17 protein-coding genes are annotated in these 16,315 nt (G+C 39.5%); 6 read left to right on the top strand and 11 right to left on the bottom strand.

The features are described from left to right. Window positions 1–15: 15 nt before the first annotated feature. Together RMB06_RS07835 and RMB06_RS07830 are read right to left on the bottom strand one after the other, a co-directional pair. Window positions 16–414 (bottom strand): ATP synthase subunit I, encoded by a 399-nt coding sequence (locus RMB06_RS07835; RefSeq protein ID WP_005072004.1) that lies wholly within the window; start codon window positions 412–414, stop codon window positions 16–18. 170 nt (window positions 415–584) lie between these two features. Then, on the bottom strand, window positions 585–1,424 hold the full coding sequence (locus RMB06_RS07830; RefSeq protein ID WP_002114115.1) for a metal ABC transporter solute-binding protein, Zn/Mn family: 840 nt from the start codon (window positions 1,422–1,424) through the stop codon (window positions 585–587). 127 nt (window positions 1,425–1,551) lie between these two features. Here RMB06_RS07830 and RMB06_RS07825 point away from each other — a divergent pair, with 127 nt between their 5' ends. From RMB06_RS07825 to znuB, 3 genes are read left to right on the top strand one after another with little or no spacing between them, the layout of a single operon-like run. Next, the gene (locus tag RMB06_RS07825; RefSeq protein ID WP_002114130.1) at window positions 1,552–2,049 is read left to right on the top strand and encodes a transcriptional repressor; all 498 of its coding nucleotides are present in this window, start codon (window positions 1,552–1,554) and stop codon (window positions 2,047–2,049) included. Beyond that, a complete protein-coding gene (gene znuC, locus RMB06_RS07820; RefSeq protein WP_311079021.1) occupies window positions 2,022–2,810 on the top strand; it encodes a zinc ABC transporter ATP-binding protein ZnuC in 789 nt (262 codons plus the stop codon). The genes RMB06_RS07825 and znuC overlap by 28 nt, the downstream gene beginning before the upstream one ends. 3 nt (window positions 2,811–2,813) lie before the next feature. After that, entirely contained in the window at window positions 2,814–3,623 is an 810-nt protein-coding gene (znuB, locus tag RMB06_RS07815; protein WP_311079020.1) for a zinc ABC transporter permease subunit ZnuB, read from the top strand. A 1-nt stretch (window position 3,624) separates the two neighbouring features. Here znuB and RMB06_RS07810 read toward each other — a convergent pair whose 3' ends face one another. Continuing rightward, window positions 3,625–4,251: a LysE family transporter gene (locus RMB06_RS07810; RefSeq protein WP_311079019.1), complete on the bottom strand. Its 627-nt coding sequence runs from the start codon at window positions 4,249–4,251 to the stop codon at window positions 3,625–3,627. Between the two features lie 158 nt (window positions 4,252–4,409). On the opposite strand from RMB06_RS07810, the gene RMB06_RS07805 reads away from it, so the two are divergent. Continuing rightward, window positions 4,410–5,330, top strand: a complete 921-nt coding sequence (locus RMB06_RS07805) for a Dyp-type peroxidase (RefSeq protein ID WP_057067749.1) — start codon at window positions 4,410–4,412, stop codon at window positions 5,328–5,330. A gap of 46 nt (window positions 5,331–5,376) precedes the next feature. Here the strand turns inward: RMB06_RS07805 and RMB06_RS07800 are convergent, their stop codons facing one another. Next, window positions 5,377–7,074 (bottom strand): NAD-dependent malic enzyme, encoded by a 1,698-nt coding sequence (locus RMB06_RS07800; RefSeq protein WP_119685802.1) that lies wholly within the window; start codon window positions 7,072–7,074, stop codon window positions 5,377–5,379. A 494-nt stretch (window positions 7,075–7,568) separates the two neighbouring features. Here RMB06_RS07800 and argS point away from each other — a divergent pair, with 494 nt between their 5' ends. Next, window positions 7,569–9,359, top strand: coding sequence for an arginine--tRNA ligase (gene argS / locus RMB06_RS07795; RefSeq protein ID WP_017387379.1), 1,791 nt, complete (start codon window positions 7,569–7,571; stop codon window positions 9,357–9,359). Window positions 9,360–9,516: 157 nt separating this feature from the next. Then, window positions 9,517–10,131, top strand: a complete 615-nt coding sequence (locus tag RMB06_RS07790; protein WP_005804763.1) for an SPOR domain-containing protein — start codon at window positions 9,517–9,519, stop codon at window positions 10,129–10,131. 39 nt (window positions 10,132–10,170) lie between these two features. Here RMB06_RS07790 and RMB06_RS07785 read toward each other — a convergent pair whose 3' ends face one another. The 7 genes from RMB06_RS07785 to guaA form a co-directional block, all read right to left on the bottom strand. After that, the gene (locus RMB06_RS07785; RefSeq protein ID WP_311079018.1) at window positions 10,171–10,839 is read right to left on the bottom strand and encodes a glutathione S-transferase; all 669 of its coding nucleotides are present in this window, start codon (window positions 10,837–10,839) and stop codon (window positions 10,171–10,173) included. A 113-nt stretch (window positions 10,840–10,952) separates the two neighbouring features. Next, complete coding sequence (locus RMB06_RS07780; protein ID WP_014208118.1) at window positions 10,953–11,360, bottom strand: OsmC family protein; 408 nt, start codon at window positions 11,358–11,360, stop codon at window positions 10,953–10,955. Then, window positions 11,357–12,304: a pirin family protein gene (locus RMB06_RS07775; RefSeq protein ID WP_311079017.1), complete on the bottom strand. Its 948-nt coding sequence runs from the start codon at window positions 12,302–12,304 to the stop codon at window positions 11,357–11,359. Before RMB06_RS07775 ends, RMB06_RS07780 begins: the two co-directional genes overlap by 4 nt. A gap of 158 nt (window positions 12,305–12,462) precedes the next feature. Beyond that, window positions 12,463–12,768, bottom strand: coding sequence for a DUF3861 domain-containing protein (locus RMB06_RS07770; RefSeq protein WP_311079016.1), 306 nt, complete (start codon window positions 12,766–12,768; stop codon window positions 12,463–12,465). A 59-nt stretch (window positions 12,769–12,827) separates the two neighbouring features. Continuing rightward, window positions 12,828–13,334 (bottom strand): PadR family transcriptional regulator, encoded by a 507-nt coding sequence (locus RMB06_RS07765; RefSeq protein WP_311079015.1) that lies wholly within the window; start codon window positions 13,332–13,334, stop codon window positions 12,828–12,830. 214 nt (window positions 13,335–13,548) lie between these two features. Then, the gene (locus tag RMB06_RS07760) at window positions 13,549–14,337 is read right to left on the bottom strand and encodes an ANT(3'')-II family aminoglycoside nucleotidyltransferase (protein ID WP_311079014.1); all 789 of its coding nucleotides are present in this window, start codon (window positions 14,335–14,337) and stop codon (window positions 13,549–13,551) included. Window positions 14,338–14,402: 65 nt separating this feature from the next. After that, the gene (gene guaA / locus RMB06_RS07755; RefSeq protein WP_002114136.1) at window positions 14,403–15,971 is read right to left on the bottom strand and encodes a glutamine-hydrolyzing GMP synthase; all 1,569 of its coding nucleotides are present in this window, start codon (window positions 15,969–15,971) and stop codon (window positions 14,403–14,405) included. Between the last annotated feature and the right edge of the window lie 344 nt (window positions 15,972–16,315).

The raw sequence follows: 16,315 nt of genomic DNA, 5'->3' as shown, positions 1-16,315 counted from the left end.
CAATTCTTCTTGTTTCTACACCCGTTTTTGTAGACGTGACACCCAAAACGGAGCGACCCACGACATTGCCTGAACGAGAATAAAACCAAACAGCAATGCTAACGGTGATAAAGGTTTAACATTGCTCAAAATCAAAATAAATCCAACGATCATGATTGCAAATTTGCCTAACATGCCCCTATACATGTTAGACAGCACTTGTTTTGATGCTCGTGCACCTGCTGTTCTGAAGGATTGCCACGAAAAATAACCCGTAGCAAGCCAGCAGACCAACGCACCAAGTGCCGCACTTAATGCTGCTGTCATGTCTTTTATGCTCCACGCCACAAGTGCGGAAACAGGGATCATACATGCTTGTAAGAAGACCAAAGCTTTTGCTAATCGTCGGTCAATCAAGCGACTAGTTTGGCTCATTATTTATCCACTCACAGCATAAATGCTTGACAAGTTTAGCTGATGATCGCTTTTAATCGCAGGCATTATAGAGTTACACCCCTGAACATGCAATCTTTTCCCGACTTTAGTCGGGGTTTTTCATGACAGGTGGTGCTGACGCTACAGTCAGCCTTTGTTTACTTTTTATCTTACTTTTGCGTACTTAATACACATTTATCTGTTTTTATAGCCAGTTTCTTCCATGCAGTGACGAAATCATCCTCATTATTCATGCTCTCGTCTACTGGTTGAAAAGTAATGTTACCTAATTTTTGATATTGACTCTTAGTGGTAAAACTCTCTGCCAACAAACACATCTGATTTTTTGGTCGACTATCATTAAGATACTTAATTTGAGCTGCTGTTGGTGCAACGTGAGGATCATCTGTTAAAGCACCAGCGAACTTTAAGTTTAGTGAGCGTTCTAAATATTGATAGGCATCATGATATGCCCAATATGGTTTGCCATTACTTGAACTATCGTAAGCTTGTGCTGCCTGGAACATTTTACGAGCAAACACATTGGCGTTATTCCAATACTTTGCCTTATTTTCAGGGTGTTGCTGAGAGCGCAAAGCAGCAATAAAGAAACCAATTCGAACTGCATTGTTGGGCTCTAACCACACATGTGTATCTACCGTATTAGGTAAAGCTGCACCGCGTGTACTTCGCTGAGGTAAAACAGAAACAATGCCACTATCTAATAGTGCAATCGCCTTCTTATTATTACCTAATAATTTATTTAAGGGCGCTTCATGCGCTTTACCTAACCAAATCACCAAAGACGCATCATTAATTGCTTTACGATGCGCTGGGGTTAATTGTACGTCATGCCCAGTTTGTCCCTTTAGTAAGAGTTGTGGTTCTTCAACCCCTTGAGTGACTTCTTTTGCAATCAGATAAATCGGGTGTGTAGAAACCACCAAACCCTGACTCCACCCTAACGTACTCAAAAGTGAGAACATACTGAAAACAAAAAAACGGAACATGACAGACCATCAATTTAAATTAGCTCGAAGCATGTTATAATATAACAAAGTTACAAAAATACCTAAGATTAATCGAATGAAGCATCGCTTCATGCTAATATTCCGTTAAAAATTCGAGGTTATCCCTATGAGTTCCTGCTCGCATGAACATCATGATTCTTTGCATGGTGTGCATGACCACCATAATGTCGCAAGTCGTTTAGCTGAAGCAGAAAGTTTATGTTCTGCGACTGGCGCACGTCTTACACCTTTGCGCAAAGAAGTTCTGGAACTCATTTTAAATGCATCGGGTCCAATGGGTGCCTATGACTTATTGGCACGTATAAAAAGTCAAACTGATCGCCCTGCTGCGCCTCCAACTGTATATAGAACTTTAGATTTTTTATTAGAAAAAGGCCTCATTCACCGCCTAACTTCTATTAATGCGTATATTCCTTGCTGCCACCCGCGTGAAGGCCATCAAGCAGCATTCCTGATTTGTACCGAATGTCATATGGTTAAAGAAGCTTCTTCTCAAGGCCTCACACACCAGCTTGACCAGCTTGCAGCTTCAGATGACTTCGTGGCTCAACACAGCATTATTGAAATTTCGGGGAAATGCCAACAGTGCCGCACAACTCCTTAAATCCTGTATTAATTCAGCTTGAGCAGGTTTCTGTTCATCGTGATGATCGGGATATATTAAAAAAAGTTGATTTTGCCCTACATCAAAATGAAATTGTGTCTTTAATTGGACCCAATGGTGCAGGCAAATCAACATTGATTAAAGTTCTACTCGGTATTCTTCAGCCAAGTAGGGGGCGTGTTATCAATCATAAAAAACTTAAAATGGCTTATGTGCCACAAAAGTTTAATCCTTCACACAGTCTTCCTTTACGTGTTCAGGACCTTCTTGATTTAGAAAAATGCAGTCCTGCCCTGCGTCAGGAAATTATTCAAGACACAGGTATTTCAAAGTTACAACAATCAAAAGTACAACAACTTTCAGGTGGAGAACGCCAAAGAGTACTATTAGCTCGCGCACTGCTTCGTCAGCCAGATATTTTAGTTCTTGATGAACCCATGCAAGGTTTAGATATTCAGTCAGAAGCGGAACTTTATGATTATGTTCGCAGTCTGCCAGAACGATATGGTTGTGCGATCTTAATTGTTTCTCATGACTTACAATGGGTGATGCAAGGAACACACCGTGTGGTGTGTTTAAATAAACATATTTGCTGTAGCGGGCTGCCCGAAAATATCCAACAACATCCTGAATATCAGGCAATATTTGGAACTCAAAGGGTTTTCTATCAACATCATCATGACCATTGTGCTCACGGTGATGCTGCACACCCCTGCCCTCATAATGACCGTCCTCATATTCACCCAGAACCGGAAGCTTAAGCCATGATGGAATGGTTACAATTATTGTTACCCGCATGGATTATGGGAACTCTGCTGGTATTTTTAACTGCACCTCTGGGTTGTTTAATGCTTTGGAGACGAATGTCTTTTTTTGCTGACACAATGGCGCACGGAACACTACTTGGGGTAGCTATTGCGGGAGCTTTAAGTCTTCCATTATGGCTTGGTGTTGCAGGTACAGCGGTTTTACTGGTAGGCGTTTTATGGGCTTTACATGACAACCGTTTACCCAATGATGCTCTGCTAGCCTTATGTTCAGCAACATTACTCTGTAGCGGTTTACTATTTATTCAACATGTTCCAAGTTTAAGACCAGAGCTTTTAAGTTATTTGTTTGGCGATTTACTTAGTATTGATTGGCCAGATCTTCCTGTTTTCACTTTAATTATTGCAATATCACTCGCAATTCTTTACCGCTTTTGGCAGCCACAAATACAGTTTGCAATTGATCCGGATATCGCAATTAGTGAAGGGGTGAATGCAAACTGGCAACGCCTTATTTTTATGCTGTTATTAGCTTTATTTACAGTTTTAGCTTTGCGTGCTGTAGGTTCTTTGCTAATGGGTGCATTACTCGTAATACCAGCTTTAAGCGCTCGTCTATTGGCAAACTCACCAAAGCAAATGGTTATTTGGGCATTCGTGTTAGCCCAGCTGGGTGTTAGTGTCGGCTTATGGTCAAGTGCAGCACTTAATATCTCTACAGGTCTTAGTATTGTTTTATGTATGGCATTAAGTTTTGCCGTTATTTTTATAACTCAAAAACTAAAAAATCAGATACAGGCGTCCTAAACTAGGCCGCTTGATGAACTGTGCTCAATAATAAAGCCGCACAGCTAAACATCACAGCAAAGCCCCGATTTAAATATTTTTGCTGTCTAGGGGATCGAAGTAATCTTAAAACCTTGGATGCCAGCCCCGTATATCCAGCCATTACAATCAAATCGATCGTAATCATAGTGGCCGCCATAATTAGATATTGTATCCATTGGGGCTTACTCAAATCTAAGAACTGCGGCAGAACTGCCAATAAAAATACGATCGCCTTAGGATTGCTAATATTAACCACAAAACCATTTAATAGCAGAGCTAAAGCAGACTTATCTCTTTTTTCTTGTTGAATTTCTATATCTTTTACAGGTGCTGTCCACTGTAAATAAGCCAAATACAATAAATAGGCTACACCGAACCACTTAACGGCCTGAAAAGCTAAAGGAGTCGTTGCAAATAAGACCCCGACACCTGCTGCCACCACCATAATTTGAAGCACTAAGGCAACTTGCAAACCGATTGCATTCCAGTAACCATGTCTAAAACCATAGTTTAGACCACTCGACATTGAGGCAATAGCTCCCGCACCCGGAGAGACACTAATGGCCCAACAGGCCAACATATAGGCAAACCAAACTTGCAAAGACATAGTAAAAATAGACAATAAAAGTGGAATTATATTGTTTTATAAAACTATATTGATGAGAATTCAAACAATAAAATCAAGAAATAGACTACTAACCGCTCTTCGCATCAGGCACAATAATTAAAGCTCATACTAAATTATAATTGAGGAGATACCTTCCAATGACTGCTCAATCTGTCATTTTGCCGTTGCCATCAGATCATGCCCGATTTATTGTTCTTCGTTTAAAAGACTTATCAATTGATGAATTAAAAGAACAACTCGAAGCGTTGTTTGAAACACGCGACCGTCTCATTACTCAGCATTCAGACGCGCAAATTAAAACAGCAGTCGCTTTTGGTCCAGAACTTTGGAAGCAACTTTACAGTCAATCTCCTGCTGGCTTTAAACAACTTGAACCAGAAAACGGCGCATTCAACATGCCAGCCGTTCCCGCTGATGTCCTCATCCATATTGCTAGTATGCGTTCTGATATTTGTTTTGCATTAAGCCAAGCATTTTTTGAAGGTATTAAAGATAAAGTTGAAGTTCTTGATGAGCGCGTTTGCTTCCGCTATTTTGATGGCCGAGATATTACAGGCTTTATAGACGGTACAGAAAACCCTCAATTTCCAGATGACCGTGCAGAAACAGCCCTACTCCCAGAAAGTGCTGGAGTATTTGCAGATGGTAGTTTCATTTTCGCGCAGCGTTATGCACACGACTTAGAAAAATGGAAAAAACTAAAAGTTGATGCCCAAGAAAATGTCATGGGTCGTACTAAGCTTGAGTCAATTGAACTTGATGATGATGTTAAACCAGAAAATGCCCATGTCGCCCGTACTGTCGTTGAAGATGAAGAAGGCGAAGAAATGGAAATCTTGCGCCATAGTCTGCCTTATGGTGACGGCCGAGGTGATCAGGGTTTATTTTTCATTGCCTACACCAAGGACCTGAACATTATTGATGCCATGCTAAAACGTATGTTCGGTACAAGTGGAGATGGTATCCATGATCGCCTATTGCATTTCGTGACACCACTAGACGGCGCATATTACTTTGCACCAAGTGAAGAATTACTAGAAGAAGTTTTAGAAGACTAAAATAAAAAAAGAGGAGCATAAAGCTCCTCTTTTTAGCTTACCATTCTTAGAAAGGAATACGTTTATATTTGCGGTATTCAGGTTTCCAGAATGATTGATCAATTTTTTGCTGTAGTAAGTCATCACTAATCGTTACAGCCACGCCATCTGCCATGGCAGCTTTCGCAACTTCAAACGCAATAATCTTAGAGACTTGCTGAATTTCACCCAAAGGTGGCAATAAATCAGCTTGCGGATCTTTTAGTAATGGCGAGCAATTCGCTAAAGCACTACTTGAAGCCATTAACATATTTTCAGTAACGCGTTTAGCACCCGATGCCACTACCCCCAAGCCAATGCCCGGAAAAATGTACGAGTTATTACACTGAGAAATATTATAAAGCTTACCGTGATGGTTGACAGGAGCAAAAGGGCTACCTGTTGCAATTAACGCTCTACCTTCAGTCCACTCCACAATATCTGCTGGCACAGCTTCAACACGTGAAGTTGGGTTAGACAATGGCATGACAATTGGGCGTTCACAATTCGCCGCCATGGTCTTAATGATTTCTTCTGTGAACAAGCCTGGCTGACCAGAAACGCCTATTAACACTGTAGGCTTCGCATTTTTAACAACATCAAGGAGTGAAATCACTTCTTCAATATTGCCCCACTGATCAACCACCTCAGCTTTTTGCGCCAATTTGCGTTGGAAGTCCAATAAGTTTGGCTGATTTTCGGTAATCAAGCCAAAACGATCCACCATATAAACGCGTGCACGGGCTTCAGAATCAGTCAAACCTTCAGCAACCATTTGTGCAACAATTTGTTCCGCAATACCGCATCCCGCAGAGCCCGCGCCTAAGAAAGCAATTGTTTGATCTTTTAATTGCTTGCCTGCTGCACGACTTGCAGCAATCAAACTACCTACAGATACCGCTGCTGTTCCTTGAATATCATCGTTAAAACAACAAATTTTATCTCGATACTTTTCTAAAAGTGGCATCGCATTTTTTTGTGCGAAATCTTCAAACTGAATTAACGCTTTTGGCCAACGACGCTTTACAGCCTCAATCACCATATCGACAAATGCGTAATATTCATCGCCACTAATACGTGGCTGACGCCAACCCATATAGATCGGATCATTTAACAGTTGTGGATTGTTCGTCCCTACATCAATTGTGATTGGTAATGTATAAGCTGGACTAATCCCACCACAAGCGGTGTAAAGCGAAAGTTTTCCAATAGGAATCCCCATTCCGCCAATACCTTGGTCACCAAGACCTAGGATACGTTCTCCATCAGTAATGACGATCACTTTTACATTATTTTTATTTACGTTTTGCAAAATATCATCAATCACATCACGATCTGGATATGAAATAAAAACACCACGATGACGACGATAGATATCGGAGAAACGCTGACATGCTTCACCCACTGTTGGGGTATAAATAATCGGCATCATTTCTTCAAGATGATTTTCGATTAAATGATAGAACAAGGTTTCGTTGGTATCTTGGATATTACGCAAATAGATATGTCGATTGATATCATCAGTAAAAGCGCAATATTGCTGATAAGAGCGCTGGCTCTGCTCTTCAATAGTTTCAATAATATGGGGGAGTAAACCGTGTAAGTTAAAGTTACTTCTTTCTTCTTCAGTGAAAGCCGAACCTTTATTTAAGAGTGGTAACTCTAAAAGTGTAAAACCTGCATATGGAATATAAAGGGGATGTTTACTTGGGTGTCCTGATATCATTGCCTATCTCATTTTCCAGCTTAGAGTAGAGAAAAACACGTTTTGTATGGTCTCTAAAACTCTTTGTACGTATAAGCTTAAGCCTAATTCGATCAAAATAGATATTTTAAACCGTGATGTTAAAATTAAACACTATTTAGTTAAAACATGTTTAAAAATAAATAATAAAAATCAGTATCTTAATATTTTTATGATTTTAAAAATTTCTTTTATTTTCTCAACTTTAAAAGCCATAATTATATGATTTAGCGGCAACAGGTATTTCCTCAGGAAATAATATTAAATTAAACACGTAATTTACTCACAAAAACTGCCCAAAAGGCTTGTAATTCATTATTTTCAGAATAGTAAGGCGATTCATCAACCGACATTCATTTAAAAAATAATCATCAGTAATTTGCATAAAGAATTATTGGAATATTAAATCCCCTCCCCTAAGTCATCGGAAATTTGCTATATTTGACGTTTTTCTGCGACATCTATTTTCGATTGATATGAATACGGCAATACAAGCAGCTCTCGACCATGCAGTGCAAACTCTTCAACAAGAAGGGGTGCTTCCTTCCGACTGGAAAAACACAAGCAACTTAACACGCACCAAAGACCGAAGCCATGGCGACTTTGCTTCTAATATTGCCATGATCGGCTCGAAAGCTGCTGGTATGAAACCACGTGATTTAGCTGAGAAAGTTCTCGCTGCATTACCAGAAGTGGCAGACATCAGTAAAGCTGAAATCGCAGGACCCGGATTTATTAACTTCTTTTTAAATGCAGACCAGCGTTTTGCTATTCTTGATCAAATTCAAGCACAAAAAGAAATTTTTGGTCGTAGCCAAGCAAATGCAGCGAAAAAGATTCAAGTTGAATTTGTTTCTGCAAACCCTACGTCTAGCCTACACGTAGGTCATGGACGTGGTGCGGCATACGGTATGACTGTTGCTAATTTACTTGAAGCAACGGGTGCTAAAGTTGACCGTGAGTACTACGTGAATGATGCTGGCCGTCAAATGGATATTTTGGCGACTTCTACTTATTTACGTTATTTGGAACTACTTGGACAAAATCTTGTATTCCCTAAAAATGCATATCAAGGCGATTACGTTAAAGAAATCGCACAAGGCATTATTGATAAAGATGGCGACGCTTACGTTCGTGAAGTTGCGAATGTTTATAAAGATGTACCAGAAGATGTGCAATATGCTGAAGAGCTAGATAGCGAAGGCAACAAAGTTGTGTTATCTGGTGATAAAGAAAAGCATATTGATGGCCTTATTGCCAACTCACAACAATTGTTGGGTGAAGGTTACCGCGTATTCCACCAAGCTGCTCTTCATGCCATTTTAGATGACATTAAAGATGACCTTGCTGACTTTGGTGTAACGTTCAACCAATGGTTTAGTGAAGCATCTCTTAGTGCAAAAATTGATGAAGCTTTAGAAACACTTGATCAACGTGGCTTCCTTTATGAAAAAGATGGCAACATCTGGTTCAAGTCGACTGAATTTGGTGATGAAAAAGACCGTGTTGTTAAGCGTCGTAATGGCCAAACGACTTACTTTGCATCTGACATTGCATACCACTTAAATAAACTACAACGTGGTTATACAGACCTAATCGATATTTGGGGTTCTGACCATCATGGCTATATTTCTCGCGTAAAAGCGGCGATTGATGCAATGGGTTACGACTCTAAGAAATTGACTGTTCTTTTAGTTCAGTTCGTAAGTTTATGGCGTGGCGGCGAGATGGTTCAAATGTCTTCTCGTTCAGGTCAATTCGTGACTTTACGTGACTTACGTAAAGAAGTGGGCAATGACGCAGCTCGTTTCTACTACGTAATGCGTAAGAGTGAACAACACATCGACTTTGACCTTGACCTTGCTGTTTCACAAAGTAAAGACAATGCTGTGTACTATATTCAATATGCACACGCACGTATTTGTCGTATGTTAGAAAAAGCAGTAAGCACAGACTTACAATTCGATGTAAACGCTGCTCGTCCACATGCAGCTCGCTTGTCTCTTGATGCAGAAACTGAGATTCTTGCTAAACTGGCAGCATACCCAGACGCGGTATTACGTGCTGCAAATGCATATGAACCTCATCAGGTTGGTAACTACTTAAAAGAGTTAGCTGCCCTGTTCCATGGTTGGTACAATGAACATAAAGTATTAAGCGATGATGCAGAGCTTACACAAGCCCGTTTATTGCTTTCAATCAATGTACAACAAGTGCTTCGTAATGGTTTAGAATTACTTGGTGTATCTGCACCAGAATCTATGTAATAAATATATTGCATGACAGCAAATTAAAGGTCATGCAATATATAGTAAGCGGTGGTTTGTATAGCTAAAATATCAATACAAACCACTGTTTTTAGCATCGTAAGACGAGACTCAAACTCGAATTAAAAAACAATCAAAATACAGAGGAATAATCCACGTGTTTGGCAAAACGCAACGCGGTGTATCTGAAAGACCTAATAAGCCTAAAAAGCCCCTAATTCCCAAATGGTTAGGGACACTTGTCGCTATTTTGGCGGTCTTATGTATCGCTGTAATGCTTATGCTTTGGAAACCTTGGCAACCTGTTCCTGCGAAAAATCAGATTACTTCTGAACATTATCAAGAAGAAGATACTAATAAAGACTATCGCTTCTACGACCTATTGCCTCAACAACAGGTTACCCCTATTCCTGAACAAGCGATCCCTGAAAGCAAAAATCAAGGCACTGCTATGATCGTTGAGGCACCAAGTACCACTCAACCAGCGGCCTCTGAAAGTGTAGGAATTGACCCGAATCAGTCAGCTACAACTCCTCAGCAACCTACATATATTTTACAAGTTCGTAGTTATAACGATCCTGATCAGGCTGATGCCCGCCGTGCAGAAATCATTTTAAATGGCTTATCTGCGGACGTAGTCAAAAGTACTGAAAACGGACAAACATGGTATCGCGTTATTTCGGGACCGTATGATACTCAAGACGCTGCCTTGGCTGCTCAGCAGACCTTACAACACAGTGGTATTGACTCAATCGTGATCAAACGCAAGTAAAATGAAAATAAAAAGGAACAAATATTTGTTCCTTTTCTTTTAGATATCAGCACAATTGCTTTCATTAGAACCAATTCCCTTTTGTCTCGCTTTTTGAAACGCAGGTCTTTGCTGAATACGGTGTAAAAACGCTTGAATATGAGGGTATTTACCCTGTAAGCGAGATTGTAAAGCTTCCAAAGGAAAGCTCATTTGAATATCAGCGAATGAAAAATCACCTGCAAAATATTCATGCTCTGCCAAATAGTTTTCTAAAAAACTAATATGATCTTTCATACGTGGGCGAACAAAATTTGCCTTCACCCCTTCCGTGATTTTTTTAGCTACTGGCTGAATTAACCATGGCACATGCTTGTTTACACTATTCATGACCAAAGTCATAACTAATAACGGCATAAGTGAACCTTCTGCATAGTGCATCCAGTAAATATACTGCTGTAAATCTTGTGGCTCTGTAGGTTTAAATTGTTGCTTCTGATCATAACGCTGCTGTAAATATTCTAAAATCACAGCAGATTCTGCGATGACTTGTTCATCATCAGTCAAAATCGGAGCTTTACCTAAAGGATGAATACATTTCAATGTTTCTGGAGCGGAATAGTTAGGTAGACGTTGATAATAATGAATATCATAATCTAAGCCCAACTCTTCTAAAGCCCATAGAATTCGAAACGATCGCGAACATTCCAGGTGGTGTACACTAATCATGTTATTGCCTGCTTTTATTTTTCTTTTTTACATAAAAAACAGCATGTGAACATGCTGTTTTATTCCATTTGTGGGATGGATATAAAATCATCCACCTCAACAAAATAGCATTTTTACACTGTAACAAGCACAGTATGAATGTCTAAACTACGTAACAAAGTTTTAGTGACTGGGGTTTTACCGCATACCGCTAAGATTTTTTGTTGAAGCTCTTCGTTTGGCAAGTCTTTAAAAACAATACGACGTTCTATATGTTCTTCATGTTCTCTATTGGTATGAAAATCGATTTCAACCGAAAACTCACCAAAATCATAACCCTTATGCTTTGCGTACATTCTTAAAGTAATGAGCGTACACGCGGCTAAACTTCCAGTGAGCAAATCATATGGCGCTGGGCCTTGATCTTGCCCTTCTAACTTTTCTGGCTCATCACAAAAATATTGGTGACGACCACTGGTGATTTCGCCCTTCCATTGTTCAGCAAGGGGCTTGGCTTTACTGCTTGCGATTACTGCTGTCATTTTGATGCTCTCATTTGATCTGGAAGAACAGGGGCTTCTAAACGTGCACCAACATAATCTGGAATTTCACCAAAACGTGCATCATGGTTAATCCATTGCTCACGGGCTTCTTTTAAATCATCCATTGTACGTGCAACAAAGTTCCACCATAGCAAAATTGGTGTTTCAAACGGTTCACCGCCAATCAAAAGAATACGGTTGCCTTTTTTTACTTCAATCTCAATTTCACTAAGACCCGTATCTAATACCACCATGTTGTCAGCAGTGAGTTCATGACCATTTACATGAGCACTACCCTCAAGCGCCATAAAACCATATTCATAATTAGGATTTAATGGAATGCGGGTTTTCGTATCTCCGGTAGCAATGAGGTCAACACCCACTAACGGCGTATGTACAACTACTGGAGAAGTAGTTGCCAAATATTCACCCACAAGCACGGTAAACTCTAGACCGTCTTTCTCAACAACAGGCAGTTCAGGATAATATTCAAATTTCGGATCCATGTTGCGCTTAGCATCTGGTAAGGCAATCCAGAGCTGAGCAGCGTGCATTTGAGTTTCTGTATCAGGTGCAACTTCTGTATGTGAAATTCCGTGACCTGCCGTCATTAAATTAACTTGTTTAGGTCGAATCAGTTGTTTTGAGCCTAGACTATCGGTATGCATCATGGTCCCTTCAATCATCCACGTGAAGGTTTGCAAACCAATATGAGGATGAGGACCAACATCTAAACCATCACCCGCCGGAAAAGTTACTGGGCCCGCATGATCTAGGAAACACCAAGCACCAATCATTCGTTTTTGTCGGCTAGGTAAAGCCCGCTTAATGACTGTCCCCTGTCCAATTTCAGCAGAGCGAATTGGAAATTCCTGAATAAACTGATTGGCAAATTTTTCGCAATCCTTTGAATCAGAAATATCGTAATCATTATTATTGCTCATGATATTACTCTCTTTTACCTATGCTTTTGCAATGAGTCGTTGTAATGATCTTAACAATACACTCATTATTCAATATAGTCTTTTAGTAATACACAGGGTGCCATGAATGAGACAATCCATTTTTTAATTATAGAAAAATAAAAGCTGCACTGAGCAGCTTAAGTTGATTTAGTTTTAACGAGCTGTTTTAGGTTTTTCATAAATTGACCAAATTGCGGGAGAAACTCTTGAAATAGTGGATGGTCTCGATTTTCTAACATGACTTCACTAAATAACTTTAAGCCAACACCAAAAGATTTTGTAGTTTCATCATCAAAAAAATCTGCTTTTTTTAAGCGTTCAACAATTTCAAAAATATCGTCATGATTTCCCGCATAGAATTCAAGGCGTTCAGTATAAGTTGAAGCTTCTCCTTTTGCATTTTTTAAGTGTTGTACCGTGAAATGATATTGATGTTGTTTCATATATAAATTCTCTCTTAAAATTAATAACTTTGAAGAATTTCAACTTGTTTAAGGTCGACTTATAGGCGCCCAATCGCAACAGCAGCCTGATCAATTTTTTCGGCAATTTGATAAATCTGCTCTTGCTGTAAACCTGCCGAGTTCAACTTCAACCGTAAGGCTGTTTTTAGGTTTTCCATGGCACGATGAATTTCGATTAATTCATCATTACTGTGGATTTCTCGTCTTAAACGTAGTTTTTCTAATAACTCTTTCAACTTGTCTTGTTGTTCAGCTAAGTAAGCTTTCCCCAATTCCGTGATTTGATATTGCTTACGCTCTATATCCAGCAAATTAATCAAATTCATTTCTTCAAGACTGGTTAATGTTGGATAAATTGTTCCTGCGCTTGGCGTATAGCCATCGCCTACCAAATCACTTATTTCTTTAATGATTTCATAACCATGCTTTGGGTTTTGCTGAATGAGATGAAGTACCAAAAGTTTCATGCGTCCAGCTTCAAAAAGTCTTCCACGGCGTCCCGAACGATGATGTTCAGCATGATGCTGTTCTGATTGTTGTTTCATCTTTTAAGATCCAAAATGATCAATTTATAATTATTAAGATATATCTTAATATATCTTTGATCAAGTAAAGTAATAAGAGTTGATCTATTGCTTTGATAGTTATCAAAATTAATTTTTAGCTTTAAAATCTAAGTAATAAAAAAGAGTGCTTAAGCACTCTTATATAGCCACATGCTTAGCAAAGTCGGTAAATAAAGCCAGAATCAAAAAATTATTATGTGATCAGATTTCTTTTCTGCTCAAACTGCTCTTCAATTTTTGAACTCAAAAAATTGACAATAGGCTGCAAAGTATAATGATCCTCTTGCCAATTTTGTTTGCCGATTTCCCCTCTATATTCCTTTATAAGTCGCTGCAATACGAATTTCTGCTCATCAGGAAGCTGAGACATAACCCATCGTGCAGCATTGTCTTTTGAAGCAATATCCTTCATCACTAAACTAAAATAGATCCGGCATAAAGCTAAAATCTGGTTTCTTTCATCTGCATCCTCATCCCAATGCGCTACAATTTCGGGATAAGTGTCAGACATTGCTTGCCATAGTTCTTGATCAGAAATTTCAGGTGCCCAATGGTTTAAAGCTGGCCCAAATAAAACTGTATGATGAGATCTCGCTTTTCTAAGCAATATACTAATATCTGGGTCTTTCTGTGAGCTCAATGTTCTACCTTCTTTAAGCTCTTCACGCAGCCATTCACCAAATTGCATTTCATAACTTAAAGGATAAATTCCAGACTGAATCTCATCTTTTAATAAAATAGTAACTTCTAATGGCCTTTGTAATTCCCCGACAGGCTGTGAAATTTTTAGTAATTCTTGTGCAAGCTGCTCACGTAAAGCAAAAGTTAATGGTTGAGTGACCACGACCAGTACATCAAGATCACTTTCTGGCCCTAAACCACCGTCAACAGCTGAACCATAAAGATAAATTGCAAATAATGATTCCGCTAAAAGTTGCTGTAATTTTTCTTGTAAATATTCTAACTGAATTAAATCAGGCATCTCTCACCTCCTTCGGAAGAAACAGATATAAAAAAGGCAGGATTAAATCCTGCCTTTTCATTTAATTATTCCCACTCAATCGTTGCTGGTGGTTTAGATGACACGTCGTATACAACACGTGATACATCTTTAATTTCATTCATAATACGCGTTGAGATTTTATCAACTAATTCGTATGGCAAATGTGCAAAACGAGCTGTCATAAAGTCAACTGTTTCAACTGCACGAAGCGCAATTACCCATGCATAACGACGACCGTCACCTACTACGCCAACTGACTTAACTGGTTGGAACACAGCAAATGCTTGAGCAGTTTTATCATACCAACCGCTGTCACGAAGCTCTTGCATGAAGATGTCATCAGCAAGACGAAGAATATCAGCATATTCCTTCTTCACTTCACCCAAAATACGAACACCTAAACCAGGGCCCGGGAATGGATGGCGGTAAATCATGCTATGTGGCAAGCCAAGTGTAGTACCTAATTTACGAACTTCGTCTTTGAACAAGTCGCGTAAAGGTTCTACCAATTCAAATGCTAAATCTTCTGGTAAACCACCCACGTTGTGGTGTGATTTAATTACGTGTGCTTTACCTTGTTTGCTTGCAGCAGATTCGATTACGTCTGGGTAAATCGTACCTTGTGCCAAGAATTTCACGCCATCAAGTTTACGTGCTTCTTCAGCAAATACCTCAATGAATTCACGGCCAATGATTTTACGTTTTTTCTCTGGATCAACTTCACCAGCCAATGCAGTTAAGAAACGCTGTTCAGCATCTGCACGAATAACACGGATACCCATGTTTTCAGCAAACATTTGCATCACTTGATCGCCTTCGTTTAAACGAAGTAAACCATTATCAACGAATACGCATGTTAACTGGTCGCCAATTGCTTTGTGTAAAAGCGCAGCAACTACAGATGAGTCAACACCACCAGAAAGACCTAAAAGAACCTTTTCATTACCGATTTGTTCACGTAATTGTTCTACACGTAAATCAATGATGTGTTCAGGCGTCCAAAGACCGCCACATCCACAAATTTTATGAACGAAGTTTGCAAGTAACTCTTCACCTTTTGCCGTGTGTGTTACTTCTGGGTGGAATTGCACGCCATAGAAACGACGCGCTTCGTCACTTACAGCAGCAACTGGACAGCTTGGTGTGCTTGCAGTAATGGTAAAGCCTTCTGGAATCTGGCTAACTTTGTCACCATGACTCATCCAAACATGAAGTTGGTTTTCACGGTCTTGTAAGTTACCAATCAGTTGGTCGCGTTTAACGATATCAACTTCGGCATAACCAAACTCATGTACAGTACCCGGCTCAACTTTACCGCCTAACTGTTCAGACATGGTTTGCAAGCCATAGCAAATACCCAATACTGGAACGCCTAACTCAAACACTACTTGTGGTGCGCGAGGGCTGCCTTCTTCATGTACGCTCTCAGGTCCACCTGACAAAATAATGCCATTTGGCTTAAAAGCGCGAATGTCTTCTTCAGACATATCAAAAGCATACATTTCAGAGTAAACACCAGCTTCACGTACACGACGTGCAATGAGCTGACTATATTGAGAGCCGAAATCCAGAATCAGGATACGATCTTCAGTAATTTGAGTATTGGTAGTCATGACAAACCACTAAATGGCAAAAGAATTAAGCGCGCCATTTTAACATTTTTCGCGCTTCGGCGCACCGCAAATCATCATATATCTTATTTTTTTCATATCAGAATCATTTCTATAATTGGATTGTTTGATATAAATCAAAATTTACTTATATTTATCAAATGTATGGGTTACGCTTAAAAACTCCATGTGTATTGATAAATTCATCACATTCTATGCAACATCGCCTTGAATTTGATGTTAAGATGAGCCGATAAAACAGGCATTACCATGGAAAGGTAAATACCATAAGCGATATTTGTCTGTGCTTAAACAATTATCCATTTTTATGGCTTGTTGCCCCCTAT

This window comes from Acinetobacter sp. V104_13 (genome assembly GCF_031798995.1).
In the GTDB taxonomy this organism is placed as follows: Bacteria; Pseudomonadota; Gammaproteobacteria; order Pseudomonadales; family Moraxellaceae; genus Acinetobacter; species Acinetobacter pittii.
The sequence above is the reverse complement of the archived record's forward strand: the minus strand, read 5'-3'. Positions and strand labels throughout refer to the sequence as shown.

Excerpts from the sequence above, each read along its gene's own strand:
- RMB06_RS07765 (WP_311079015.1), bottom strand. The coding sequence starts at position 13,334 with ATGAAACAACAATCAGAACAGCATCATGCTGAACATCATCGTTCGGGA.
- znuB (WP_311079020.1), top strand. The coding sequence starts at position 2,814 with ATGATGGAATGGTTACAATTATTGTTACCCGCATGGATTATGGGAACT.
- RMB06_RS07835 (WP_005072004.1), bottom strand. The coding sequence starts at position 414 with ATGAGCCAAACTAGTCGCTTGATTGACCGACGATTAGCAAAAGCTTTG.
- RMB06_RS07810 (WP_311079019.1), bottom strand. The coding sequence starts at position 4,251 with ATGTCTTTGCAAGTTTGGTTTGCCTATATGTTGGCCTGTTGGGCCATT.
- RMB06_RS07805 (WP_057067749.1), top strand. The coding sequence starts at position 4,410 with ATGACTGCTCAATCTGTCATTTTGCCGTTGCCATCAGATCATGCCCGA.
- RMB06_RS07830 (WP_002114115.1), bottom strand. The coding sequence starts at position 1,424 with ATGTTCCGTTTTTTTGTTTTCAGTATGTTCTCACTTTTGAGTACGTTA.
- argS (WP_017387379.1), top strand. The coding sequence starts at position 7,569 with ATGAATACGGCAATACAAGCAGCTCTCGACCATGCAGTGCAAACTCTT.
- RMB06_RS07800 (WP_119685802.1), bottom strand. The coding sequence starts at position 7,074 with ATGATATCAGGACACCCAAGTAAACATCCCCTTTATATTCCATATGCA.
- guaA (WP_002114136.1), bottom strand. The coding sequence starts at position 15,971 with ATGACTACCAATACTCAAATTACTGAAGATCGTATCCTGATTCTGGAT.
- RMB06_RS07825 (WP_002114130.1), top strand. The coding sequence starts at position 1,552 with ATGAGTTCCTGCTCGCATGAACATCATGATTCTTTGCATGGTGTGCAT.
- RMB06_RS07770 (WP_311079016.1), bottom strand. The coding sequence starts at position 12,768 with ATGAAACAACATCAATATCATTTCACGGTACAACACTTAAAAAATGCA.
- RMB06_RS07775 (WP_311079017.1), bottom strand. The coding sequence starts at position 12,304 with ATGAGCAATAATAATGATTACGATATTTCTGATTCAAAGGATTGCGAA.
- RMB06_RS07780 (WP_014208118.1), bottom strand. The coding sequence starts at position 11,360 with ATGACAGCAGTAATCGCAAGCAGTAAAGCCAAGCCCCTTGCTGAACAA.
- RMB06_RS07760 (WP_311079014.1), bottom strand. The coding sequence starts at position 14,337 with ATGCCTGATTTAATTCAGTTAGAATATTTACAAGAAAAATTACAGCAA.
- znuC (WP_311079021.1), top strand. The coding sequence starts at position 2,022 with ATGCCAACAGTGCCGCACAACTCCTTAAATCCTGTATTAATTCAGCTT.
- RMB06_RS07785 (WP_311079018.1), bottom strand. The coding sequence starts at position 10,839 with ATGATTAGTGTACACCACCTGGAATGTTCGCGATCGTTTCGAATTCTA.